Below are 26,133 nucleotides of genomic sequence, written 5' to 3'. Positions count from 1 at the left end.
ACTCCTTAGTTTTTTATAATTTTTTTGGCAATACTAGAGTTCCCACTTGTAATTTTAAGTATATAGATTCCTGTAGAAAGAGAAGAAACATTTACTCTATCATTTATTAGTCCTGAAGCTGAAAATACTTTTTTTCCAATCAAATTAAATACCTCTACAGAATCAATTTGCACATCTGTTGATATTTGAACAAAGTCATTTACAGGATTCGGGTACAAATTAAAATTAGAACGAGCAAAAACATCTTCCGTAGATAATGTGTTCATAGAGGGGTTTGCCGAACCTATATGATTTAGTTGAGACCCTGCAAAACTATTTGGTGTTGCCCTGTCCGTAGTTGAACTTAGTACCCAGTTAGGAACGTTTCCTGAAGGAATATCCCCTCCTACCCAATCTGAAGTACTGGCATCATTGGTTACGGCAGAACCTGTTGAATTTCCAATTCTGGCAGCATAATCATATTGTGTCGTTGTAGATATTACTGTAGCTCCGGCCGGGTGTTTTAATGTGGGAACAATGGCGCTTTCGGCAAAAATAACATTTGCATATGCATATTCATCATGAGGTAAGGTGCCATCATCATCGGCAAAAGCTACTCCGTCTAAGACTGTCCATCCTGCATATACAGAACCATCCGGTGTACCGTCATTATCACTATCAATATCATCGCTCCCTGAGGGTGGAGTATTTGTTTGTATGAGTAAAATAGTGTGTGATTGATCTTCGATATTCCCGTCATTTAAATCTAATGCAATTGTTGCATTGGGGTCCACGGTATAAGGGTGTCCTGTAGTTAGTAAAACCAAATATCCGTTAGATCCGATTGTTAGCCCCGACAAATTCATAATATCTGATTCTAAATCTCCCGGGCCGTTTCCGGAGGTTTCTACATCTCCATCTATGGTTACTATATAAGTTCCTGCTGCTATGGTAGCATTTGGAGTGCCACGGATCTCAATATATTCATTAGGGGAATCATCTCCCGGAGGGCTAAGAAATACTTCGCTAATATATAACTGTGCAGTTATAAACTGGCTAATGAGTAATAATGTAATAAGTAGTGTTTTTTTCATAATTTTAGTTTTAAATTATTTTTAAATTGCCCTTTTTATTATTTTTGTTTAAAAAGATATTTTATGCTGGTTGACCAGATTGGTTTACCAAATGTACAATTATTTTTTAATTGACAAAATATTATTTAAAAATAACTTCTAAATCTAGTTTTTCTAATACATCATTCGGGTTTAATATTCTTTTTGATTTAACACAATCAAATTGAAATTTTTACATCTAATAATAAAGCTAAAACTATGAACAAAACAAAATTGACACTAATAATGAGCACCACACTTTTAGTGTTAAGCAGTATGTTATCATGTAATGATAATGAATTGTTGAATAACAAAAATGAAGTTCAAGTAAAGTTTATTGAAGAAATTTGTTGCGGAAACAAACTTATGACATTAAAAAATGAGCTAATAGAGAGTAGCATATATAGTAATGGTGGCATATATAAGGATTCTTTATTATATGTAACCAGCATAGAATTTTAAAATGTAATGTATTGATTATCAAGTGTTTATTTTCTAACTTCTATCAATGAAACGGTCTTATTTCTAAAGTTTCGGATGCTACTACCTTTTAATCTTTTATTTTTTTTATATTTATAATTATTAACTAATTTTTTAACTATACAATGGAACAACATCAATCCAGACCCGAAAATTACATGGTATTTGCAATTTTACCACTATTTTATGTTGTATACCTACCGGAATTGTAAGTATTATCTATGCGGCAAAAGTAAATGGCTTATATGCCGAGGGCCGATATGAAGAAGCCGTTTCCGCTTCCAAAAACGCCAAAATATGGGCTTTGTATCAGCGGTAGTTAGCTTGGTAATAATTGCTTTATATTTCCTTTTCTTTGCAGCCATGTTTGCAGCAATGGGAACGGGAGGTTTTAATTAATGAGTCGTACTATAAAATTAAGTATAGGGATACTGTTACTAATAATAGTATCTCTATATTTTTTTTTCGATCCTGACAGTATCCGTTTTTTCCCCGAATGTCCTTTTTATAAAATGACAAACTTATATTGTCCCGGTTGCGGATCACAAAGAGCAATTCACGATCTTACGCATCTAAATATAATGGGAGCCATAAGGCACAATATATTAATGGTTGTCACTTTGTTTTTTGGATTCGGCTTATTTCTATATTCGAAAAACAGGTTTTATAAATTAATATACCATCCTAAATCTCCTTATATTATTTTTGGAATCATAGTTCTTTTCTGGATATTAAGAAATCTAAACATCTTTCCATTTCACATACTGGCTCCAATTACGGACTATAAGGTTTTCTGGTTACCAATTCAATAAAAACAGCTGAGATCATAACGATCACACATCCGATTAAATTTAACCATAAATAAGGCAGTACGTCTATATAGTAAATATAAAATATGATCAATTGTGTGATGATAGCTGCTATAAATACGGAGGTTCCTTTTACATATTTGATAAAAAATGCCAACAAGAAAATACCCAATACATTTCCGTAAAAAACCGAACCGATGATATTGACTAATTGAATGAGGTTATCAAATAAATTTGCAACACAAGCGATGAGAATAGCAAGGAAACCCCAGGCCAATGTCAACCATTTGGAAGCATATACATAATGAGTTTCACTCTTGCCTTGTGCAATATTTCGTTTGTAAATATCTATGGTCGTGGTAGCTGCCAAGGCGTTTAACTCTGACGCCGTAGACGACATAGCCGCCGCCAAAATTACAGCTAACAATAACCCGATAATACCGCGAGGAAGTGTGGTCAGAATAAAATGGATAAATACATAATCTTTGTCATTGGTTTCCACATCGGGGTTTGCTTTTAAAATAATTTCCCTGGCTTGTTCTTTTACTATTTTATCTTTGGCATTTAGCTCTTTAATGAGTGCTCTTTCATTATCCCGCACCCCATCTAAAAGCAACTTCCTCTTCTGATCCTCTATCTCAACATGCTCGTTTTCCAACTCCTTATAAGCATCGTAGTAAGCCGAATTGATAACGGCTTCATTTGCTTTTGGATTAAAATTTAGCGGAGATGCATTAAATTGATAAAATACAAATACCATCACTCCTGTCAGTAAAATAAAAAACTGCATGGGTACTTTTAACAATCCGTTAAAGAGTAAGCCTAACTGGCTCTCTCGCAGAGATTTCCCGGAAAGGTATCTTTGTACCTGGCTTTGATCGGTTCCAAAATAAGACAGCATTAAAAAAGTACCGCCTAAAAACCCTGTCCAAACCGTATATCGGTTATGTAAATCAAATGAAAAGTCAAGTACTTTCATCTTATCACCGGAGCCTGCAATATCCAGTGCCTTTCCGAAGGTAATTTCTTCCGGCATATAATGCATGATTAGGTAAAAAGCAATGATCATCCCTGAAAAAATGATCAGCATTTGTTGCTTCTGGGTTACATTCACGGCTTTTGTACCTCCGGAAACCGTATAAAAAATTACGGATAACCCGATGAAAATATTCAAGGTTACCAAATCCCATCCTAATACATAGGATAGAATAATTGCCGGTGCATAAATAGTAATTCCTGCTGCCAGTCCTCTTTGAACCAAAAATAAAACAGCTGCAAGCGATCTGGTTTTTACGTCGAATCGGGTTTCCAAATATTCATATGCCGTATATACGTTGAGTTTGTAGTAAATAGGGATAAATACCAGGCAAATAATGACCATAGCAACAGGCAGGCCAAAATAAAATTGTACAAAGCCCATCCCGTCATGAAATGCTTGCCCGGGTGTTGATAAAAAAGTAATCGCGCTGGCCTGCGTAGCCATTACGGATAAACCTACCGTCCACCATTTGGTATTATTTCCTCCTTTGATATAATCTTTTACGCCACTATTTATACCGGTTTTGTACATTCCGTAAACAACAATAAATACGATGGTGACAGACAATACAATCCAATCAATATAATGTAAGGTTCCGGTCATCTTTTACAAAATTGAATAGTATTTGGTAATAAAATAAAAAAGGAGAATGTATATAAGATTGATGATTAAAACCAAAGTATACATTTTTTTCCAATGTAATTTTTGTTCCGGCATGTTGGTTAGTTTTTTTGGTTTTTAACTTTTATGTCTACAAAACAAATAAGTGCATCAGCTTCCGTATATTTTAATTTTGCTACAAAAAACTGATCGTTATTTCCGGAAGCAAAACGAGTCATCAGAGAAGTACTTAAATAGTCTTTGAAAAAAATATCGTAGGCTTCCGGTTTTGCATCGAATACCTGTATATGAATATGTCTGTTATCTCCGGAAGAACCGTAGCTGCCGGGAAGTATGGTCTCTACAAAAAGTCTTCCTTTTTCATCCGTAAAACCTGTAGCTTTTATTTTTGCAGTCGTCTGATCTTCGGGATCAGATGGTTCGTATGCACCATTTTTGTTTGTCTGGTACAATAACACTTTTTGATTTGTCAACACACCGGCAGTTGCTTTATTTATAAAAGTAATACACAACATAAGCTTCTCACCGGGTTCAGTAGCGGTTGTCATTTTTAAACTTGCGGAATCCGATAGGCTTTTAAATGTTTCTAACAATCGCTTTTCTTCCTCGTTTAACTTTTCTATTATCTGACCTTCGGAACAATTATAGAAGAAAAAGAATATTCCTAAAACAAACAATTTGCGCATGATCAGTTTTTAATGTGCTCTTCTTTTTTGATATGTTCTTTACCTGCGGACAGCATATTTGCAAATAACTTATACGCTCCGGGTATTCCTGCAGGCAATTGCCTAAAAAAGCTCAACCCTGTATAAATGTAGTTTCCTTTTCCATACTTTGCTATTAACAAGCTTCCTTGTTTCGGAGATTCTCCTTTATCACTCATAGATAAAACCGATGTATATGCTTTACCCCATCGATTCGGGAAATACAATCCTCTTTCCTGTACCCAACCGTTAAAATCATTCTCCGATATTTTATTTGGAAAATTCAGCAGCGAGTGATTTTTTTCCAAAATCGTCACTTTTGCATTTTCGTCTGTTACCCGATCTCTGGAAAGGTTTAATTCATAAGGAGCTCCTACGTCAACTCTTCTGCTAGTATTATATTGGACAATCATATTTCCTCCTTTTTTTACATAAGCTAACAAAAATTTTTGTTTAAACTTCAGAGCAGCAATCGTGTTGTATGCTCTGATTCCCAATACAATAGCATCAAATTTATGTAGGTTTTCGCTGTCAATCCTATCCGGATCAATGGTAACAACCGTATATCCGATCTGCGTTAAATTTTCAGGAACTACATCGCCCGCTCCTTTTATATACCCAATATAATTACCGGCTTTCCGAATATGCAAACGAACAACCTTAGCTTCAGAATTTAGCAATACAGATTGTTTTGGGATATGGTCATAATTGATTTCTACCAGTTCTTTCGTATATTTCTTTCCATCAACCAACACAAAGGATTCCAGTTTTCCTTCCAATATGTTACCGGATGGCAATACCGTAAAATCAAATAATTGCCCATCTCCCTTCTGTGCAATATTTATATCTATGAATTCAGGAGTTATTTTCCAACCCTTTGGGCCTTTCAGGGTGAGCTTTCCGTGAACAGCATTTGCTCCCGATTTCACTGCTACGGAAACTGTTTTTGGAGTAGTATCGGAAAAAATCAACACCTTATCTTTTAATTTAGTAGTTACTTTGGGCAGTATTTGAAAAGGTTCGTAAATTTCTCCCTTATCTCTTCTCGAATAGCGATATACTATATCTTTTGTAATGCTTATCTCTTGATCCAGCATAGTTAAATTAAACGTAACCGCTACTTTCCCAAGGGTCTCCGGCTTTCCGATCAATTGCTGATTCTGTACGGTATACATCCCTAGAGAACCTTCTTTTTTTAGCCAATAAGGGTCTGAATAAGGAATATTTCCCAGAGTAATGGTTTCCCGGAAATTTTGCCTGATATTGTTTTTAAGTTCAATATTTTTTGTAATCATTTTTTTACCCGGTGAGATGCGAATTGATTGTAAAACGGCTGTGTAATTACTTCTGTTTAACGCTTCTATTTTTAGGGTTATCTCAGAATTTGGAATGGCTGTTGAACTCATTGCGGAAGCCTCCAAATACCATCCCGCACAGGCTTCTATGATTTCTGTAATTTGTTTTAATTTAATATCCCTCCAGTAAGTGTCTTTTAGTGATTGAATTTTTTGATACGCTTCTAATAGTCGTGGCAGGTGTCCGGATGGGGTCGTAAAATCAAAACTTTGTTCAACATCATATAGAATGGCGCCGATTTCCCCTCCGCCTTCAATCCGGTTCCAGGTAGTATTGATCCCGGAAAAAATATCGCTCCGGTCTTTTGGGAAATCTCCTTTTAAAAACGCTATATATTCTTTCTGAGATCCCCTGGTGGTCAACCTTCCGAATCCTTGGCATAGATGTTGGCTACTGGCCATAGCTGCAACTTCATTATTAGATAATCCTTTTAACGGGTAGTAGACTCCCACATCAAAAGAAAGCATCTTTTCTTTATTTGCCTTTTCAAAATTTTCCCGGCTTCCGTAAAACCACCAGGAGGTGTTAAAAAACAATCGTTTAGGCTGCCAAATGTCCGTATATTTTAATTGCTCCGGATATTTTGTTTTATCACTCGCCAGATCAAAAGCCGCTACGCTTAACATGGCTGACCCGGTATGATGCCCGTGAGTACTTCCGGGGGTTCTGTGATCAAAACGGTTAATGATAACATCCGGTTTAAACTTCCTGATAGCCCATACTACATCAGCCAACACTTTTTCCTTATCCCAAATAGCGAACGTTTCGTCAGGGTGTTTGGAATATCCGAAGTCATTTGCTCTCGTAAATAACTGCTCTCCCCCATCTATATCTCTTGCTGCCAGTAACTCCTGCGTTCTAATGACTCCCAACAATGCTCTTATTTCGGGGCCTATTAAATTCTGGCCGCCATCTCCGCGTGTTAATGATAAGTAACCTGTCCTTGCTTTTTCATGATTTGCCAAATAAGCAATCAGGCGAGTATTCTCATCATCCGGGTGAGCTGCTATGTATAATGCAGTACCTAAGAAATTAAGTTTTTGTAATTTTTCAAAGATTTGATTTGAAGAAAGTTTATCCGGTTTTTGTGAAAATACCGTTGATGTAATCAACAAAAATGAAAAAATAAACAATTTGTTTTTCTTCATATAAAACGATTTGGTTGTGAACAAATGTACTATTTTAACCCGGATTATGTATTAGAACTTCGTAATGAAGGTTGAAATTGTGATAAAATATAGCGTTTTCTGAAATGTAGCGTAGTACTGCCACGGTTCATTTTAAAAATGCAGCGGAGCGATATATTTTGAAACGATTTCAAGCTGTAATAGATTTTCTAATGCATCATCCGGGTTTAATCCGCCAAACCGGTAGCATTAACATTTTTATAACGTTTCTGTTTTTGCTATTAACAATACTCAAAATCTGTTAATAAATATCTTTTTAAAATCACTTATTTAAAGATATATTTGTAGTTAAATTTCCTTAAATACTACTTCATGAAGTTTATAGTATCGAGCTCTCAATTATCAAAACAGTTACAAGTTTTAGGAGGTGTCATCAACAGTAATAATACCCTGCCGATTTTAGATAATTTTTTATTTGAACTGTCTGAAAATACCTTACAGGTTTTTGCTTCTGATCTGGAAACAACGATGAGTGCAGTAATTGAGGTGGAGTCCGATTCTTCGGGAACGATTGCCTTATCTGCCCGTTTACTATTAGATACATTAAAAACATTTCCGGATCAGCCTCTGATATTTAGGACAGGAGATAACCATACCATCGAAATCAGCTCCGATCAGGGTAAATATGATATGGCTTATTTTGACGGAGACGAGTTTCCCAAAGCCGTAAGCTTACCTTCACCGAGTAAAACAATAATGTCTTCTCATATATTGGCAACAGCAATTTCCAAAACCATTTTTGCGGCCGGTAATGATGATCTGCGTCCGGTAATGAGTGGTGTTTTCTTCCAGTTCAGTACGGAATACCTGACGTTTGTGGCAACCGATGCTCATAAATTGGTAAAGTATACTCGAACAGATGTTTCTGCTGATGAAACGGCAGAGTTTATCATGCCTAAAAAACCCTTAAATTTATTAAAAGGAGTGTTGGAAAATTCTGACGACGTAACAGTTGAGTATAACGACTCCAATGCTAAATTTACTTTTGATCATTTTGTTTTGGTTTGCCGTTTAATCGACGGGAAATATCCTAACTATGAAGCGGTAATTCCAAAAGAAAACCCCAATAAGTTAACCATAGACAGAGCTTCTTTTCTAAATTCTGTGAGACGTGTCTCTATTTTCTCCAGTAAAACCACGCATCAGATTCGTTTAAAAATGGCAGGAACCGAACTAAACGTATCTGCTGAAGATCTGGATTTTTCCAATAAAGCCGATGAGCGTTTAAGCTGTGAATACCAGGGAGATGACATGCAAATAGGGTTTAACTCACGCTTCTTAAGTGAAATGCTGAGCAATTTAAACTCTGACGAGATACTTATTGAAATGTCTCTGCCGAACAGAGCCGGAATTTTAACACCAATTGACGGAACCGATGAAGGAGAGCAAATTACGATGCTCGTAATGCCTGTGATGTTGAATAATTAAAAAATCTGTTGTTCTATTCTACGGAAACAGGAAGAACTTTATCATATTAAAATCTGGCTGCAATTAATCCGTTCAAAAAAAAACTACTGTTGGATATGGATTGCTGTTGATAGGCATGGAAAAAGGTTTATCCGCTTCATTATTGGTGACAGGTTTGGAGAAACAAGAAAACAGTTATGGGAAGGAATTAAAAGCAAAAGCATAGGTACTATTATGACCGACCATTGGAAAGCATATCAAAAAATTATTCCTCAAAATAAACATGTTTCAAGTAAAGCAGAGGCCTTTACAGTTGAAGGCTACAATAGTTTATTCAGACATTTCTTAGCTCGATTAAGAAGAAAGAGCAAAAGTGTTACTCAAAGAACGTTAACAGATTAAAAGAAGCCATTATGATGCTAATGTTAAAAAGAAATAATCAACTAAGTATACTTTATTAACAATGCCTGAATTTTACACTTTAGTTTACTGAATATTCTATTTTTTCATATAATCTTACCTGCTTTCCTGCACTAAATTTATGTTGATTTAATATGGAACATAATGAACTCATTTAAACTTTTTGGATGTAAACGAAAATTAGAAGTTTTTAGATATGTTGAAAGCTTTTTTGAGTTGCATAGGCAGCGCTACGGAAGGAAAAAAAGACAAAAACAGAGCGGAAAACAGTAATTTTTTAGCAAATTGAAAAAGTTTAAATGAGTTCAATAAGTTTCTTTAAGAATTTTAAAATAAATTAGTACTTTATCTAACCATTAAAAATATAAAATTGATTACACTTAATTATGCCACTAATTTAAAAATTCGTATCTTAATATAAAGTTTAGAATTATGAATTTACTACATTTTATTGAACAATTTCCAGATGAGTTTTCCTGTAAATCACATATGAAGTTGGCTCGTTCAAAAGAAGGAGTCATTTGCAAAAAATGTCAATCAAAAAAGCACTATTGGTTAAAGTCTAAATGGATGTGGCAATGTTCTTATTGTGGTTTTAGAACTACTCTACGCAGCGGTACTATGATGGAGAACTCCAATTTACCTATTCGTACTTGGTATCTCGCTATGGCATTTATGACTTTTAGTAAAAAAGGTATTTCTGCTGCCGAATTACAACGTCAGCTCAACCATACACGTTATACCACTATATGGTCTCTTATGCACAGAATACGTTCGGCTATGGGAAAACGAGATAATTTATACGACCTTGAAGATATGATTGAGTTTGATCAAGATTACTTTACTGTGGCAACAAAAGAATCCGACAGACAAAAGCTTAAAAGAGGCAGAGGCAGTCAAAAACAATCTAACGTAGCGGTAATGGCAGAGTCTGTACCTTTAGAAGATTTAAAGACTGGGAAACAATCCAAACAATGTCGTTATTTTAAAATGAAAGTTTTGGATACTCATAAAAAAGAAGAAGTCAACACGCTTATTGATAGTAATTTTGATGATACATGCATTGTTTTTAGCGACAAAAGCACGTCTTATGTAGACATAGGTGATTATGTGGAAGTACACATTACTGAAAAATCAAATAAAGAAACCACTATTACCACACTAAAATCGGTGCATATAGCCATAAGTAATGCAAAACGCACTCTGTTAGGTATTTACCATAAAATTAAAGGAAAATATTTGCAGAATTATCTTGACGAGTTCTGCTATAAACTCAACAGACGCTATTTCGCTGAAAGACTATTTGATAGACTGGTAGTAGCTGTCACTCATCAATACTGGTATAAAAGTGGGTAATCAAAAAAATCTATTAAAATATTCTGTTTTTAAAGAACAAAAATCTTTAATTTCTCAAAAACTATTCAAAAATATACTGCCGTTTTAGGAAATTTGTAATTCTTCAAAAATGAATACGCTATTATTTGATTATGTCAATTTAATACTTAGATTTGCTTGCTAAATACTAAAGATAATGAAGTTATATTACGTTTGGCAAGGGTTTTATTTTTTAATAAAAAAAGAGGCTTTGTAGCGTATTATAAATTGTAAATAATAGTCATAAAGTCTCGATATATCGAGGCTTTTTTTTGTTAAAAGATGAAAAAAATAATAGCCATTCAAGGAGCAAAAGGGTCAAATCATCATAAGGTAGCACTAGCGATGTACGGAAATGAGACCTCTATACATGAATGCCTTTCTTTTGATAGTTTGGTAGACAGTTTATTAAACGGAACCTCTCACCTTGGAATTATGGCTTTGGAAAATACCATTGCAGGGTCTATCATTCCTAATTATGCGTTAATAGATCATCATCATTTGTATATATGTGATGAGTATTATTTACCCATTCATCATCATCTAATGGCATTGCCGGGACAACAAATAACAGAAATTAAAGAAGTATGCTCACACCCTATGGCATTGTTACAATGCAAGCTATTTTTTAAAAAACACCCGCATATAAAGTTGGTAGAAGATGTAGATACTGCCGAGGTTGCCAAAAGGATTTCCGAACAAAAATTGAGAGGAATTGCAGCCATCGCTCCTAAAATTGCTGCAGCATTATTTAGGTTGGAGGTACTGGAAGATGAGATACAAACCATAAAAAACAATGCTACCCGATTTGTAATCGTACGGAAAAAAGAAGCTATTGATAAGGCTCATAAAAGTAAAGCTACTATAGACAAAGCTTCTTTAAAATTTGAATTGAATCATAAAAGGGGGAGTTTAGCTGCTATTCTAAATGTGATGAGCGATTGTAAACTCAACTTAACCAAGATCCAATCATTACCTAAAATAGAAACGCTTTGGAAATATGTTTTCTTCGTAGATGTTACGTTTGATGTACCGGAAGATTACAAAAAAGCAAAAGAGATCATTCAAGTTATGGCAGAAGATTTTAAAATATTGGGCGAATATAAAAACGGTAAAAAATGATACGATCTTCAAATCGTTTGGAAAACATACAAGAATATTATTTCTCTAAAAAATTACGGGAAGTACAGGAGTTGCTTGCGCAAGGAAAATCAATTATCAATTTAGGTATCGGAAGCCCGGACTTAGCTCCTGATGTAAGAGTAATAGCGGCCATGCAAAATAGTATAAACGATGCGAATGCACATGCCTATCAAAGCTATCAGGGGCTCCCGGAGTTTAGAAAAACCATTGAAGATTTCTACAATCAAAAATATCGGGTTCGAGTAAATCAAAATAATGAAATACTGCCTTTAATGGGTAGTAAAGAAGGGATTTTACATATTTCGATGGCTTTTTTAAACAAAGGTGATGCTGTATTGATTCCAAATCCGGGATATCCGACCTATACATCGGTAACTCGCTTAGTAGATGCCAAACCTATTTTTTATAACCTGGATATTGACCATCACTGGCAGCCTGATTTTGAGGCCCTGGAATCGCTGGAACTCTCTGAAGTAAAAATAATGTGGGTAAACTACCCGCATATGCCAACAGGAGCAATTCCCCGGGAAAATACTTTTCAAAAGCTGGTGACATTCGGAAAAAAGCATCATATCCTGATTGTAAATGATAACCCTTATAGTTTTATTTTAAACGATAAGCCGCAGAGTATTCTGGAAATAGAAGGTGCTAAAGATGTAGCTTTGGAATTGAATTCATTGAGCAAGTCTTTTAATATGGCAGGTTGGCGCGTAGGAATGCTATTGGGAAGTGAATCGCATATCAAAAAAGTATTAAAAGTGAAAACGCAAATGGACTCGGGAATGTTTTACGGAATACAAAAAGGAGCTATAGCAGCATTAGCGTCAGGTGTTGATTGGTTTAACAATTTAAACAAGTTATATGGTCAAAGAAGAGAATTGGTATGGGAATTGGCAGATAAATTAAAATGTAATTTCGATAAAAACTCCTCGGGGTTGTTTGTTTGGGCAAAATTACCAACAGGAAAAACAGCTGAAAAAATGGTAGATTTTCTGCTCCGAGATAAACATATTTTTGTTGCGCCGGGAACCGTTTTTGGAAGCCGGGGAGAAGGATATATCCGTTTTTCATTATGTGTTTCCGAAGAAAAAATAAAAGAAGCCATACATAGAATATAAGTATTAATGGTACCTGATGAAACAAATTGAATGTCATTTTTGAATACGTTCAATACGATATAAATACAATATGAAAGTATATATTATAGGAATAGGATTGATTGGAGGAAGCTTTGCCTTAGCCATTCAAAAGCATTATAAAAATGCAACCATTTATGGAATTGACAATAATTCGAAGCATCTGGATGAAGCATCACATTTGGGAATCATTCATCAAAAAAGCAGTGTTGAAGATATTACAAAAGCAGATGTGATCATTGTAGCAGTTCCTGTGGATGCTTCCATACGTATTATTTCTAATATATTAGATACCTGTTCGGATACTACATTAGTATTTGATGTAGGGTCTACAAAAGCAAAAATTACCAAAGTAGTTGAAAATCACCCGAAAAGGAGAAATTTTTTAGCAACACATCCTATAGCAGGAACAGAATATTCAGGGCCAAAAGCTGCAATGGAAGGATTGTATATACATAAGACGAATATTATTTGCGAAATTGAAAAAACCGCTTATAAATTACAGGAAAAAGCACTGGCTATTTTTCAAAAATTAGGAATGAGCATTCGCTATATGGATGCCATTTCTCATGACAAACACATTGCTTACGTTTCTCATTTATCGCACATCAGTTCATTTATGTTGGGAAAAACAGTTATTGAAAAAGAAAAGAATGAACGAGATATTTTTGATTTGGCCGGAAGCGGGTTTGCATCTACGGCCCGACTGGCAAAAAGCTCGCCGGCTATGTGGACCCCTATTTTTGAACAAAATAAAGAAAATATCATCGAGATATTAGAAGCATATATTAACAATTTAAAATCATTTAAAGTATTGATGCAACAAGATAGATTTGACGAAGTGTTTCAAGAAATGGAAAATACCAATTATATAAAAAAAATATTAAAAGAAATTAAATAATTTAAGGAGACCTTTGCCAAAATTGATTTGGCAAAGGTCTCTTAAGAACAAATATCACCATGGAAAACACAAAAGAATTAGGAAATTGGGTCTCAGGTTTTGGGTTATCCCACCCGTTGGTAATTGCAGGTCCTTGCAGTGCAGAAACGGAAGAACAAGTAGTAAGAATTGCAACAGAGCTAAAAGATTCGGATGCTACCGTATTAAGAGCAGGTATCTGGAAACCCAGAACCAGACCCGGCAATTTTGAAGGGGTAGGTGCTTTAGGGTTAAAATGGATGCAGGCGGCCAAGCAAGAAACAGGGATGTTAACTGCCACTGAGGTTGCCAACCCAAACCATGTAGATCTGGCTTTAAAATACGATATAGATATCTTATGGTTGGGAGCAAGGACAACGGTAAGTCCTTTTATTGTTCAGGAAATTGCAGATGCCCTTAAAGGAACAGATAAAATTGTACTGGTAAAAAATCCCGTAAACCCTGACTTACCTTTATGGCTAGGAGCTATTGAGCGCTTGTACACTTCAAATATCCAAAAATTAGGAGCCATCCACAGGGGTTTTTCCACATATGAAAAAACAAGGTATCGCAATAATCCTAACTGGCAAATACCTATTGAATTACAAAATCGTTTTCCTGACTTACCATTGATTTGCGATCCCTCACATATTGCCGGAAGAAGAGATATTATTTTTGATATCTGTCAAACTGCTTTAGATTTAAATTTTGACGGGCTGATGATTGAAACACATGATGATCCGGATAATGCATGGTCAGATGCAAAGCAGCAAATCACGCCTATTACATTAATTCAGATGATGGAAGATCTGAAAATAAGAAAAGAAACAGATACGGAAGCAAATTATAAAAATGCATTGCACACCTTACGGGCACAGATAGATGTAGCAGATCATCAGTTAATAGAAATACTAGGAAAGAGGATGCAGATAGCCGATAGTATCGGTATCTTAAAAAAATCTAAAAATGTGGCTATTCTACAGACTAAGCGTTGGAATGAAGTTCTCGAAAAAATGGTTTTGGAAGGAAAAAACCATCATTTAAGTGAGGAATTCATCTTAAGGATTTTTAAAGCAATTCACCAAGAATCGATCAATCATCAAAAAAAAATAATACAATCGTAAATGCTATATATGAAATTATTTTAAATTTTTTCTCAAAAAATACAGTTGGAAAGTTAAGAGTTTATATTTTTAAAGTTACGAGCTTTAATATTAACTTTTTGACAATAATAAATACTCATTTACCACCCCCACTTTCAACTCATAACTTTTGGGAGGTGTCATTAAAATATATTGAAAATCTTTTAATTTTTTAATTCATTGAGCCCCAATTCAAGGATAAAAAATTAGCATTCTTTAATATTCAGTCAAATAAAGGTTGAACTTTTACACTTTGAACTCATTTAAACTTTTTCATTCCAAAATCTTAATAAAATCATTAAAAGCTACATAATAAGGTTGATCTTTAAAAACAGGACTATCTATACTTTCTGCATTAGCAATGCCCACCCCTGCAAACCAAACTTTTGCGTGTTGTTTTTTTGCGTGCTCTTTAAATGTTTCCATCCATAAAACATCATATGTTTCCGGGTTTTGGATGTTGTTTGTAGCTTTTACCAAAACAAAAATAGTAGGTTCTCCTTTTTTATACAGCACAAATTGAGGATGTTTTTTTAATTGACTATTGATTGCCTGAAATTCATACCCCATATCTTCTAATTTTTTTCCAACAATATTCATCGCAAGATTGTGTAACTCTTGTTCTGTTAAAACCTGCATATTATTTCTTTGCATATTTATGTAAGCTTCGAACAAAGATATATTTATAAATTTAGAATCCATTTAAGCTTTTTCAGTTTCCTCGAAAAATAACGATAAAACTTTGATGCATACCTTAAAAATTACAAATAACTATGTACAAAAATTGAAAAAATAACTACCTTTGAAAAACATTGTTTTTTAAACAAAAAAGATTAACTTATTTGAGTTCAACATTTAACCTCCTAAAAATAATTTTATGTATAAAAAAATATAACCTTTCTTATTTTATTTCTTTCAATAAATTTTACAATAATTGGTCAAGTAAGTATTGCTATAGGTACAACAACACCGCACACTTCTGCTGCTTTAGATCTCAGCTCTACCACTCAAGGGTTTTTACTTCCACGTATGAACCTGTCACAGGTTAGCGCTATAGTAAGTCCGACAGCAGGATTGATTGTCTATTGTATGGATTGTAATCCAAAAGGACTTTATTTCTACAATGCAACTACTTTTATAAACCTGACGACGGGAGGCAGTCTTGCGACGGTATTAAGTACCTCTGTTTTAACACAAATCGGTAGTAACCGTTGCGCAGCTAAATCAGATTTTACCTGCATTAACGGGAGTAACTGCCGGGAATCAAACAGCGTATCAGGATTACATAGATGCCAACCCTAATAGTTTTTCATCTCCTGCCACACAAACGGAAGTGCAGGCTATGATTACTCTTGTTAATAACTTGTAGTTATCGTGCAACTTCTACAAATCCAGCGGCAGGAAGCATGCCCTCTTTAGTTGATCTCGCAACTGTAAGCCTCACAGGATTAGGACAGGATACCAAGTCCGGGCTGCTTACAGAAGAGGGTATTGCAGACGCTTCTCCGGCTCCTGCTGCTGTCCAGAACTAAAACATTATCAATATACCGTAAATATGCAATTAACACCTACCTACTGTATCGGTAGCTCAATAGCAGCGGTAGATATAAATGGTACAGATGATCGTGTATGGATGGATCGTAATTTAGGAGCAACACGAGTACCTACTTCCAGTACGGATAATACTGAAGGTTTTGGAGGTTTATATCAATAGAGTAGATTTACTGACGGGCACCAATGTAGAACAAGTACCGTTACTTCCACAACTGTTAGCAGTGCCTACGTTGGACATGGAAACTTTATAACTGCTGTAAATAATACCTCACCAAATAATAATTGGATTGATTTTACCGGTGAGGATAATTTATGGCAGGGGACAACGGTTGTTAATAATCCGTTATTTTTAATTAAAATGATGGGCTTTTTATATTATAATACTCATTATTATTTGAAGATATCTTTGCCTTTTAAGTAAAAGAAAAAAGGGCGTTTTATAAAAGTCATTTTTAAGTGATAAGTTCGTAATTTGATAAGGAACTCATTTAAACTTTTTCAATTTGCTAAAAACTTCTAATGTTCGCTTACATCCAAAAAGTTTAAATGAGTTCAAGTTTAAAAAACCTTCTGTTTATTTATTCTACAATATAAAAATAGGATCTCCTGTTTTTTTGATGTTCTTCATCTGTACATTTTTTTGCATTTGCATCATTACAATGATTGAGTAATTGGTTTTCACCAAAACCAATGGTACTTTCAATTCTCGATGCATCTATTCCGCGGGATATAATATAATCTCCGGATGACTTCGCTCTTCTGTCGGATAGCCTCTTATTATAATCATGATTGCCTCTTGCATCCGTATGAGATGTTATCCTTATCACTAATTCAGGATATTGCTTCATTACCGTTACTATTTTTTCCAGTTCGTATTCGGCATCTTCACGAATATCAGCACTGTCAAAATCAAAGAAAATAGGATGAACCATTATTTGATAATCAACAATGAGTGGTGCTAAAAACAATTCAGATTCAACAACAGATTCGTTATCTGCACTCGTAATAATTTCAGTAGTATCGGATACATAGCCTCCCTTATTGCCGACTAATGCATATGTTTGGTCGCATTCGGTATTAGAAAAAATGTAATTTCCTTTGATATCCGTGAGCGTACTATCTATAATTTTTCCTTTACTGTTTACTAATGCAACCTGTATTTTTGGTAGCACACTTTTATCAGATTTATTGTAGGCTATTCCTTTGACAGCAGTTTTACAATCATAGATAGTAAAACCATAGATGTCATCATCTCCCTTTCCTCCTTCCCTATTCGAAGAAAAATAACCATTGTTTTTAGAAGTATCAATGGTAAATGCAAAATCATCTTTAAGACTATTGAACGGAACTTCGAGGTTCATTGGCTCAGAATAACTATTTGTATGTATCTCAGATTTAAAAATATCTAACAACCCTATGCCCAAGTGCCCGTCAGAGGAAAAAAATAACTGATTGTCATTGGATACAAAAGGAAACATTTCTCTTCCTTCCGTATTGATTTTTTTTCCAAGATTGACCGGCCTACTATATGTTCCTTCAGGTAGAATGGCTACCTTATAAATGTCCGTATGTCCATACCCTCCGGGCATGTCCGAGACAAAATACAATTCTTTTTCATTTGGACTTAATGCAGGATGCCCTGTCGAATAATCATCGCTATTAAAAGGAAGTGCCGTAATAGCCGTCCATATTCCATTTTTTAGTGTTGCCTTGTATATTTTTAAATGTGTTATTCCGGATGCATCGCTTTTCAACTTTTTACCGTCAAAATTATCTCCGGTAAAATACATCGTTTTTTCGTCTTTAGTAGTAATAGCCGAAGCATTGTGGAACACCGTATTGATTCCCGGTATTTTTTCAACGGTATAGGTTTCGGAATCACGTATTGTTTCTCTATGAATCACCGAATCTTTTACTCTGTAAATATTTAACAACGGTTGCTTATTCCACTGGTATAACTTCATTTTATCGATTCTTTCTTCCGGACGTGTAGACGAAAAATAAAGAGTAGCCCCTAACTTATAAGCTCCATAATCGGAATATTTTGAATTGATGGCCACATTATGAACTTTTACATGGTTGTTTTCCTTCTTAGCATATTCTGACATATAATTTGTATTGTTAATAAATCTTTTCCCTCTGGAATCAGCTCTTTTGACATTGTGAAATTTCAACAACCATTGATCTGCTTCTTTATGTTTTCCGTTTGATTTTAGGCATTGAGACAACCTGAAATAATATTCGGGGTCAATGTTTTTCTTTTCGTACAAAAAAATCAGTTTCTTATACCAAACTTCCGCTTTACCGGTAATGGAATTAAAATAATATGCATCTGCCAACCTGCTTAGCACTTCTGAGGAAAAATCCCCTTTTTCTACTATTCGTTCATATAATTCGGCTGCTTTCACATATGCATATTCTTTAAAATATTTGTCAGCAGTACGTTTGCTCTGTGAAACAGAGGTAATCGAAAAGAACAAGCTTATAATAATGACTACCTTTTTCATACTTAAAAAAATCTCGGTGACTTTAATTTTGGTTGTTTAAAAATATCATATTTTACAAATACTTCATGCGTTCCTGAGTTATAATTCTGAAAATTAGAAGTTGTTAAATCGTATGCATATCCCATATGCAACCTTTCTGTTACCTGCAAACCTGTCAACACACTTATAGCGTCATTCCACCTATATGCTAACCCTAATACAAATCGATCTGTAAAAAGAACATTTACCGAAAAATCTACGGAAACAGGGGCGCCAAAAACTACTTTCGACAAGATTGCGGGTTTAAATCTAATAGTATTGCCTATATCAAAAACATAGCCTGCAATCAAAAAATAATGCAACTCTTCTACTGCCAAAGATTCAACCGAATCATCATAATGGTCCGTTTTTAACAAATTAGGTACCGATATTCCTGCATACCATTTGGTTTCATAATAGTACAAACCTGCTCCTAAAGTAGGTAAAAATCTGTTATTTATATTTTCATTAAATACCACATCCGGTTGTTGAAATCTACCTCTGGACCAGTCCAGACTTAATGTACGCCCCCCGACTCTTAATCCAAATGCCAAACTTCCTTTTTTACTCAGGTAGACTGCGTAGGCTATATTTACCTCTATTCCTGTTTCTCGCGACGGGCCGAGGATATCGTTCATAGCAGTAATACCCAAACCAAATCCGCTGTATCCGACAGGTGTCTGAAAACTAACGGTTTGTGTTTCCGGAGCACCTTGAAAACCTATCCATTGTGTTCTTGCCAAAGCTACAAAAGAAGTATGGTCTTTTGCTATTGCGTAGGCAGGATTAACAGACATCGTATTATACATATATTGTGTATACTGAGAATCTTGCTGCCCGTAACAAATAGTTGAAAAAGCAGGTAATAAAATAAACAGAATAGCACGCTTTACATTCAATGTACATCGATTAATAATAACTCTAATGTACTACTTGTATTTAGATTGGTAATGAGAAAATTGAAAAAAACTCATAACGACTTAATTGAAACATCTAATGTCAAACAATTTTCTTTGTTTAAGGATAAAAATGACAAACCTATTTCCTTACGTCTTTGATAATATCCAAGCATCTTGTAATGGCTGGCAGTCATTGAATCTGAAGTAGCACAACAGATAGGAGCTTCTTTTGAAAAATTCCCTAATGACTACTCTGAAATGGCTTATGACATGATCCGTCATATGAGAGCAGATAAAGACCCATTAGACCACTTAGAAGAACTTACCGGAGTATTTTCAACTATAAATAGTGAGTTACTCCGCTATGTGCTTCATACCAAGATGCCTCTTGAGAAGTTGATTCGCTATGAATTGGCGATCAGGGGGTACGATAAAGATCACAGGTGGATTGGGTTTGATAGAGCTGAAGAAATTTGGCTGGTATAACTGAATACTTTTGTAACACTTCGTTTATCGGAGTGTTTTTTAATTATTTTTTAACCCTATCAACTCTAAAATATCGCCTATCTCGTTCAAGCTCATGTAAGTATCTGCCATAACGAGTATACTTAATATTATCGAAAAATATTAAATTATACTTAATCCACATAATATTGAGTGTAAACCTCTGGTTGCTTCTTTCAAAAATAGAAATAATTGATTATTTCAGCTAAGTTCTAATAAATATATGTATTATCTTTGATAAAACAGATTATATGATTCCATCAGATTTTAGAGATTATTTCACAAACAGTTCTACAGCTACTCAGCAAGAGATTGTGTCGTCTTTACTATCACTGTCTTTGCAAGGGAGTGCTGTTAAAGATGATAAACAGGATAAAGCTATTACCTGTCCACATTGTACAAAGAAACGTATTCGAGCCAATGGTAAACTCAAAGGTGTTCAGCGTTATTTTTGTAATGATTGTAAGAAGAACTTTAGTGAGACTACAGGCAAGTTTTGGTATGGTATAAAGAAGAAAGACAAATTAAGCAAGTATCTATACTGCCTATTGTCTGGCTATAGTATTAGGAAAAGTGCCAAAGAAACAGGGATATCCATTCAAACCTCTTTTGATTGGCGACACAAATTACTCACCTCATTTTCTAGTGTTTCAGTAGAAGAATTTCAAGGTATTGTTGAGAGTGACGATTTGTTCTTCGCTTATTCAGAAAAAGGAAATCGTCATTTAGATAGAAAACCAAGACAACGCGGTGAGAAAGCAAGCAAAGCGGGCATAAGCAATGAAAAAGTAGCCGTAATTGCTACTTGCGATAGATCTGGAAACAAAGACTTTAAAGTAGCAACCAGAGGTCGTATAAGTAAAAAGGACTTAGATAAAGTACTCAAAGGAAAGCTCAACAAAGTAGAGGTCATCTGTAGTGATAGTCATAGAAGTTATGGTGCTTTTGCAAAAGCAAATACACTTAATCATAAAAAGTTTAACGCCTCAAAAGGACAGCGAACTATAGATAAAGTGTACCACGTACAAAATGTTAATAATATGGATATGCGATTGAGAAAATTTATGGAGTCTTTCAATGGTGTTGCAACAAAGTACCTTCAAAATTACTTGAACTGGTTCTTGGTTCTTGAAAAAATTAAGAATTCCACTAGCAAAATGACCGCTGTTACTGCTATTGCTTCAAATAGCGTATGGTATGAATATAAACAACAACTATTTAATATGTTAATTAGAACTTAGCTATAATTTCCTCTTAAACTCGGTTTCCGTTCTTTCTACATGATTTGTCCTAATTAGTTTTTCAGCTCTAATTCACTCCAAAAATCACTGTAAAAATTCTCAGAGTTCATCAGTTGACTATGTGTTCCATAATCTGATGTCATTCCATTTTCGATGATATAAATAGCATCTGCAAGTTTCGGCAAGGAATGGAGTCTGTGGGAAATGAATACAATAGCTATTTCTTTTTTCAGTTTATTCAATAGCTCTATGATAAAACGCTCTGTTTTTCTATCCATAGCAGAGGTACATTCATCAAGTAATAACAGTTGTGACTTTCTATATAAAATCCGCATAAAAGCAATGATCTGAGTTTGTCCACCTGATAGATTAACGCCTTCTTTGCCTAGCATGGTAGCATAGCCTTGTGGCAGGCTCTGTATGAATTCATCAAATCCGTATTCTTCGCAGAACTGTATTACCTGTTGAGGGTTATCTTCTTTTCCAAGAAGAATATTGTCAAATACATTTCCATTAAAAATGGTAATCTCCTGAGATACAACACCAAGTAAATTTCTCCAATTCTGTAATTGTATATCTCTTAGATTGATCGTGTTATTAATTACGATTTTTCCACTTTCAAAATCGTAAAATTTTTGTAAAATCTGTCCGAGCGTGCTTTTTCCACTTCCACTCTCTCCTACAATGGCAGAAATTTCTCCTCTCTTAACAGATATGTTGATGTTTTTTAGTAATTGGCTTCTTCCTGCAAAGCGAAATGACAGATTTTCAATAGTCAATGAATTAAAATTACTCAGTGCTGTTTCTCCTTGTTTTTCTTTTTCGACAGAGGTAAATTCAAACATACGGTTAAACGCTACTTTCGCTTCTTGTATGTCTATGTTAATCAGAGCTAAGTTCGATGTTGAAGACATGAGCATTCCCACTAATTGCAATATCGCTATAATAGCACCTGCCGTAAGATTACTATTGATAACTAAGTAAACGCTGTAACTTAACGTAGCAATTACAAAAATGTTGGAAATAAATTGTGTTATGGTTGCATAATGTAAACCTAAACGACTTAAATCATAGATGGCTTTTTGGAATATCTGATAAATGCTATTGGTGTGTGTTGAATAAAAAGGTTCTCTATTATTTGCCTTTATCGTTTCTATTCCTTCAATAGTTTCAATATAATTGCTTTCATTTCTGGCATAGGACTGCATAACCTGTTTTTGTTGCTGAGCAATTTTAGGATTAAAAAAGATAACAACAACGATAAATAGCGGAACCCATAGTATGGTAATGAAGCCTAAATGAGTGTTGTAGCTAAAAATAGCTACGGAAGTCACGATAACCAATAATACGTCAATCATTACATTCCCTATTATTTTAGAGATCGTTTTTTGTATTCGACTGGTATCATTCATTCGAGCCACCATGTCGCCAATTTTTCTTGTATCAAAAAAAGATTTTGGCAGTTTGAGCAAACTCCTATAGAAGAAATCAATAACTCTGGTATTGTAATCTCTTGTTTGCCTGATTAAAAAAAGCCCTCTTATATAACTAAAAAAGGATTGTGTTAAGAACAAGAAAAACAATAAACAGATGCTGGCAATAATTTTAAAAGAATTGTCAGATGGTAATAATACGTCTATTAATTTTTGAGAGTACACCGCCGTTGCCAAACTTAAAACCGCTAATAGAATACCCAGAAATAAAGACATTGAAAGGAGGTTTACATCCTCTTTAACGTAGCGATACATCCACTTCCACTTTTGTTTGTTTTCAACCTTATTTTTCAGCAGGTTATCCGTTTGTTTACATAGTAACAGTACTTTGGATTTCCAAACTGTATCCAATTCCGTATCGCTTAAATATGTCATGTTGGCGTTAGCAGGGTTACTGATAATAAATTTCTTTTTTTTAGTATCATACCCAAAACAAACAATATAGTGTTGTAATTTGTCTTCATAGACCGTGTGCAAAATAGCAGGGATGGTATTCTCTTTTAATGCCTCTATTGTTGATTCATACCCTTTGGCATACAATCCAATTTTATTAGCGCATTGCAATAGCCCTAACATCGTAGTGCCTTGTTTTGAAGTACCGCTATATTCTCTTAATTTTTCTAACGAACAATTGCTGGTGTAATACTTTACAATAGATTGCAAACAAACAACACCGCAATCTGATTGGTCATGGTGTTGAGTATGAAGTTTTTTTAAATTTCTATTCCTCTCGTTGTTTGGCTTTTACTTTACATTTTTCTTGATAAATGCTTCTAAATTCTAAAGTGTGTTTATAGGCTTGTTGGATGTTTGGATAAAGATTACATAATAATTCTGCTCTTTGTTTTTGATTAGGTGTCCAATCGTTTGTCTTTTTAGCTAAAATATATCTACTTCTAGCCAAAAGTTGCTTTTTTGTATCACCATTAGATAGCACTATGGGTTTGTGTTTCTTCCTTGCTTTTTTAGCAGCTTCAATGGCTTTGTTTTCATCTTCTATTGCTTTCCACCGATGCTGTACTCTAACATGCTGTAAAGCTTCTGTTACCAGTTTTACCACATGAAATCTATCGGTAACAATTTTAGCATTTGGAAAACAAATCTTAGCTGTTAAATTCATATTATTTGCCATATCTAAAGTTACTTCTTTGACTTGTTTGCGTTGTTCTAAGGGTATTCTTTCAATAGCAGTAATAATATCATCACTTTTAATTCCTTTTACACAAGCCACTAAAGTTCCTTGTTTACTTCGTGCGTTCTTGTTGGTCAAATAGGTATAAAGTTCACCTTTAGATAGACTTACTTCATCAAGACTTAAATACTCTCCTATATTCTTCGGATAAATAAGATAATCTTCACAATGGGGCTTTTGATTCCAACTATCAAACCCACTTATCTGTTTCTTATAATGGCGTTGTAAAGTTCGTGGGTAAATACCGTAATAACTCGCTATATTACTGATCGTATCTTCTCGGGCCTCTACCTGTAGCTTTTAAAAAATCAGAAAGTTCTGACGTTAATTTAGAACCTTCTGCAATGAATGAATAATCATTTTTAATCGCTCCCTTTTTAGTCTTCTTATCTCGCCATCGTCTTGTTTTTATATGTAGATAAACTGCTTTACCGCGTATGGGAAAATCTTGAATCTGTTTACTGCTAATAAAACCTTTGGACTCATAATTACCCTTTGAGTAACCCTCTGGTAGAATATTCTTCTCTTCTAAATAAATGTGAAAAGCATCCTTTTTAACTGAAATATCTCCTAATTCTTCAAAAAATACAATATCAAAATGAAGTAATAAATCTTGAGGGAAGATAGATGCTAATAATTCTAAATGCATCGTCTTTTTTTATGCATCTAAAATAATCAATCCCCATAAATTGTCGTTGACCCATATTTATCTTTTCATAGTTCCTCACGTTTCTATGGGGAATCCTAATCTTAACTCTGAAAAAACTATGGGGTCATAGCAATCTTCGTCTCTTAAGAAAATTTTCGAAAAGGAAGAAATTCAAATCAATTCAGGTACGGAATATATCCCTATTTTGCAAAGGCCTCAAAATAATAAAAAGGAAAATAGAATTAAAACAATACCCAATATACGGCCTTGCCTTTTTTTAGAAAGTCAAGGTACTTTGCCTGTTATTAGGTACTTCAGGTATATGTAAGTTTAAATTCAGCTCCTTATTCAGGTTCTCAATAAAATGAGCGGCCAATAACGGAGATTCCTTTTCTAAATTTTGATGGATAAAAAAATGTATCTTTCTCAGTCCTAAAGTTACCCATTCTTTTAAACGAATCACCCAGGCATCTAACCTATCATAATCCGAAGCGTGATTTGCCCCCACATAACGAATAAAAGCTTCATTATTTGTTAACCGCATGTGAAGCATATCTCTCCTGCCTGCAGTATCCACTATCACATTTGCCATATTTTTATCTTCCAGTAATTGGTAAAAATTTCCGGAAATTGCAGTATCCGAAAACCAATCGGGATGCCTGCATTCTACTGCTAATGGGGTATTCTTAGGCCAACCCGCCGCAAAATTATATAGTCTGTCAAAATTTTTAGTTCCAAAATTGCTGTGCATTTGTAAAAAAATAGTGCCCAATTTTTCTTTTAAATTACTTGCATTATAAAGGTAGGTATTTACAGTATCTTCTATATTAGCCAGTCTTTTCCAATGGCTGATCTCTTGATTTAATTTTGGGAAAAATTTAAAATTTTCCGGAGTTTTACCATACCACTTTTCAAATTGTGCTGCCGGAAATTGCCTGTAAAATGTTGCATTGAGTTCTATCGCATTAAACTGGGTAGCGTAATATGACAACTCTTCCTTGACCCCTTTTGGGTAAAAACCTTTCAGATCGGTTTTATTCCATTTGGCACAGCCGACATATACGGATAAGTCATCTTTTTTTTGTTTTTTCAATAACCTGATAGTATCCGGATGACTCTCAGGTAATGTAAAATCTACTAGCTCCGGTTGTGCTACTTTTCCAAATTTCATATATTATATTGTATTACTTTCATTATTCAATAGTGTTGTTTCAAATTCAATCTGTTGAATCGGTACTTCAAAATTAT

General features: G+C 34.5%; 22 protein-coding genes and 1 pseudogene. 12 read left to right on the top strand and 11 right to left on the bottom strand.

Features of this window, described 5'->3' with window-relative positions:
- Positions 1-5 precede the first annotated feature (5 nt).
- Complete coding sequence (locus tag GKR88_11935) at positions 6-1,073, bottom strand: T9SS type A sorting domain-containing protein (GenBank protein ID QMU64930.1); 1,068 nt, start codon at positions 1,071-1,073, stop codon at positions 6-8.
- Between the two features lie 623 nt (positions 1,074-1,696).
- Here GKR88_11935 and GKR88_11930 point away from each other — a divergent pair.
- Positions 1,697-1,970, top strand: a pseudogene (locus tag GKR88_11930) (CD225/dispanin family protein).
- Positions 1,970-2,383, top strand: coding sequence for a DUF2752 domain-containing protein (locus GKR88_11925; protein QMU64929.1), 414 nt, complete (start codon positions 1,970-1,972; stop codon positions 2,381-2,383). Before GKR88_11930 ends, GKR88_11925 begins: the two are co-directional and overlap by 1 nt.
- Here GKR88_11925 and GKR88_11920 read toward each other — a convergent pair.
- From GKR88_11920 to GKR88_11910, 3 genes are all read right to left on the bottom strand, one after another.
- Positions 2,346-4,022, bottom strand: coding sequence for a sodium:solute symporter (locus GKR88_11920; protein QMU64928.1), 1,677 nt, complete (start codon positions 4,020-4,022; stop codon positions 2,346-2,348). The two genes, GKR88_11925 and GKR88_11920, sit on opposite strands and share 38 nt — an antisense overlap.
- Before the next feature lie 119 nt (positions 4,023-4,141).
- Positions 4,142-4,726 carry a hypothetical protein gene (locus tag GKR88_11915; protein ID QMU64927.1) on the bottom strand — a complete coding sequence of 195 codons (585 nt, stop codon included), beginning with the start codon at positions 4,724-4,726 and terminating at the stop codon, positions 4,142-4,144.
- A gap of 2 nt (positions 4,727-4,728) precedes the next feature.
- A complete protein-coding gene (locus tag GKR88_11910; GenBank protein ID QMU64926.1) occupies positions 4,729-7,248 on the bottom strand; it encodes an LmbE family protein in 2,520 nt (839 codons plus the stop codon).
- Positions 7,249-7,599: 351 nt separating this feature from the next.
- On the opposite strand from GKR88_11910, the gene dnaN reads away from it, so the two are divergent.
- The 7 genes from dnaN to GKR88_11875 all read left to right on the top strand — a co-directional run bounded on the left by dnaN (position 7,600) and on the right by GKR88_11875 (position 14,810).
- Complete coding sequence (gene dnaN, locus GKR88_11905) at positions 7,600-8,715, top strand: DNA polymerase III subunit beta (protein QMU64925.1); 1,116 nt, start codon at positions 7,600-7,602, stop codon at positions 8,713-8,715.
- A 3-nt stretch (positions 8,716-8,718) separates the two neighbouring features.
- Complete coding sequence (locus tag GKR88_11900; GenBank protein QMU66703.1) at positions 8,719-9,096, top strand: IS1 family transposase; 378 nt, start codon at positions 8,719-8,721, stop codon at positions 9,094-9,096.
- Positions 9,097-9,546: 450 nt separating this feature from the next.
- A complete protein-coding gene (locus tag GKR88_11895) occupies positions 9,547-10,470 on the top strand; it encodes an IS1595 family transposase (protein QMU64924.1) in 924 nt (307 codons plus the stop codon).
- Between the two features lie 300 nt (positions 10,471-10,770).
- Positions 10,771-11,610: a prephenate dehydratase gene (locus tag GKR88_11890; protein ID QMU64923.1), complete on the top strand. Its 840-nt coding sequence runs from the start codon at positions 10,771-10,773 to the stop codon at positions 11,608-11,610.
- Positions 11,607-12,749 carry an aminotransferase class I/II-fold pyridoxal phosphate-dependent enzyme gene (locus GKR88_11885; GenBank protein ID QMU64922.1) on the top strand — a complete coding sequence of 381 codons (1,143 nt, stop codon included), beginning with the start codon at positions 11,607-11,609 and terminating at the stop codon, positions 12,747-12,749. The genes GKR88_11890 and GKR88_11885 overlap by 4 nt, the downstream gene beginning before the upstream one ends.
- Positions 12,750-12,819: 70 nt before the next feature.
- Positions 12,820-13,668 (top strand): prephenate dehydrogenase, encoded by an 849-nt coding sequence (locus tag GKR88_11880; protein QMU64921.1) that lies wholly within the window; start codon positions 12,820-12,822, stop codon positions 13,666-13,668.
- 59 nt (positions 13,669-13,727) lie between these two features.
- Positions 13,728-14,810: a 3-deoxy-7-phosphoheptulonate synthase gene (locus tag GKR88_11875; protein ID QMU64920.1), complete on the top strand. Its 1,083-nt coding sequence runs from the start codon at positions 13,728-13,730 to the stop codon at positions 14,808-14,810.
- Between the two features lie 291 nt (positions 14,811-15,101).
- On the opposite strand, the gene GKR88_11870 is transcribed toward GKR88_11875, so the two are convergent.
- Positions 15,102-15,467 carry a Na(+)-translocating NADH-quinone reductase subunit F gene (locus GKR88_11870; GenBank protein ID QMU66702.1) on the bottom strand — a complete coding sequence of 122 codons (366 nt, stop codon included), beginning with the start codon at positions 15,465-15,467 and terminating at the stop codon, positions 15,102-15,104.
- 916 nt (positions 15,468-16,383) lie between these two features.
- On the opposite strand from GKR88_11870, the gene GKR88_11865 reads away from it, so the two are divergent.
- Positions 16,384-16,542: a hypothetical protein gene (locus GKR88_11865; protein QMU64919.1), complete on the top strand. Its 159-nt coding sequence runs from the start codon at positions 16,384-16,386 to the stop codon at positions 16,540-16,542.
- A 418-nt stretch (positions 16,543-16,960) separates the two neighbouring features.
- Here GKR88_11865 and GKR88_11860 read toward each other — a convergent pair whose 3' ends face one another.
- A complete protein-coding gene (locus tag GKR88_11860; GenBank protein ID QMU64918.1) occupies positions 16,961-18,889 on the bottom strand; it encodes an OmpA family protein in 1,929 nt (642 codons plus the stop codon).
- 2 nt (positions 18,890-18,891) lie between these two features.
- The gene (locus GKR88_11855) at positions 18,892-19,824 is read right to left on the bottom strand and encodes a type IX secretion system membrane protein PorP/SprF (protein QMU64917.1); all 933 of its coding nucleotides are present in this window, start codon (positions 19,822-19,824) and stop codon (positions 18,892-18,894) included.
- A gap of 240 nt (positions 19,825-20,064) precedes the next feature.
- On the opposite strand from GKR88_11855, the gene GKR88_11850 reads away from it, so the two are divergent.
- Both GKR88_11850 and GKR88_11845 read left to right on the top strand, forming a co-directional pair.
- The gene (locus GKR88_11850) at positions 20,065-20,292 is read left to right on the top strand and encodes a hypothetical protein (protein ID QMU64916.1); all 228 of its coding nucleotides are present in this window, start codon (positions 20,065-20,067) and stop codon (positions 20,290-20,292) included.
- A gap of 269 nt (positions 20,293-20,561) precedes the next feature.
- Complete coding sequence (locus GKR88_11845) at positions 20,562-21,551, top strand: IS1595 family transposase (protein QMU64915.1); 990 nt, start codon at positions 20,562-20,564, stop codon at positions 21,549-21,551.
- Positions 21,552-21,604: 53 nt separating this feature from the next.
- Here the strand turns inward: GKR88_11845 and GKR88_11840 are convergent, their stop codons facing one another.
- From GKR88_11840 to GKR88_11825, 4 genes are all read right to left on the bottom strand, one after another.
- On the bottom strand, positions 21,605-23,707 hold the full coding sequence (locus GKR88_11840; GenBank protein ID QMU64914.1) for an ATP-binding cassette domain-containing protein: 2,103 nt from the start codon (positions 23,705-23,707) through the stop codon (positions 21,605-21,607).
- A 58-nt stretch (positions 23,708-23,765) separates the two neighbouring features.
- A complete protein-coding gene (locus GKR88_11835) occupies positions 23,766-24,506 on the bottom strand; it encodes a DDE transposase (protein ID QMU64913.1) in 741 nt (246 codons plus the stop codon).
- Positions 24,499-24,885, bottom strand: a complete 387-nt coding sequence (locus tag GKR88_11830; protein ID QMU64912.1) for a hypothetical protein — start codon at positions 24,883-24,885, stop codon at positions 24,499-24,501. Before GKR88_11830 ends, GKR88_11835 begins: the two co-directional genes overlap by 8 nt.
- Before the next feature lie 277 nt (positions 24,886-25,162).
- Complete coding sequence (locus GKR88_11825) at positions 25,163-26,056, bottom strand: DUF72 domain-containing protein (GenBank protein QMU64911.1); 894 nt, start codon at positions 26,054-26,056, stop codon at positions 25,163-25,165.
- Between the last annotated feature and the right edge of the window lie 77 nt (positions 26,057-26,133).

Source organism: Flavobacteriaceae bacterium (assembly GCA_014075215.1).
Classification (GTDB): Bacteria; Bacteroidota; Bacteroidia; order Flavobacteriales; family Flavobacteriaceae; genus Polaribacter.
Note: the sequence above shows the minus strand (reverse complement) of the source record. Positions and strands in the feature narration are given on the sequence as shown.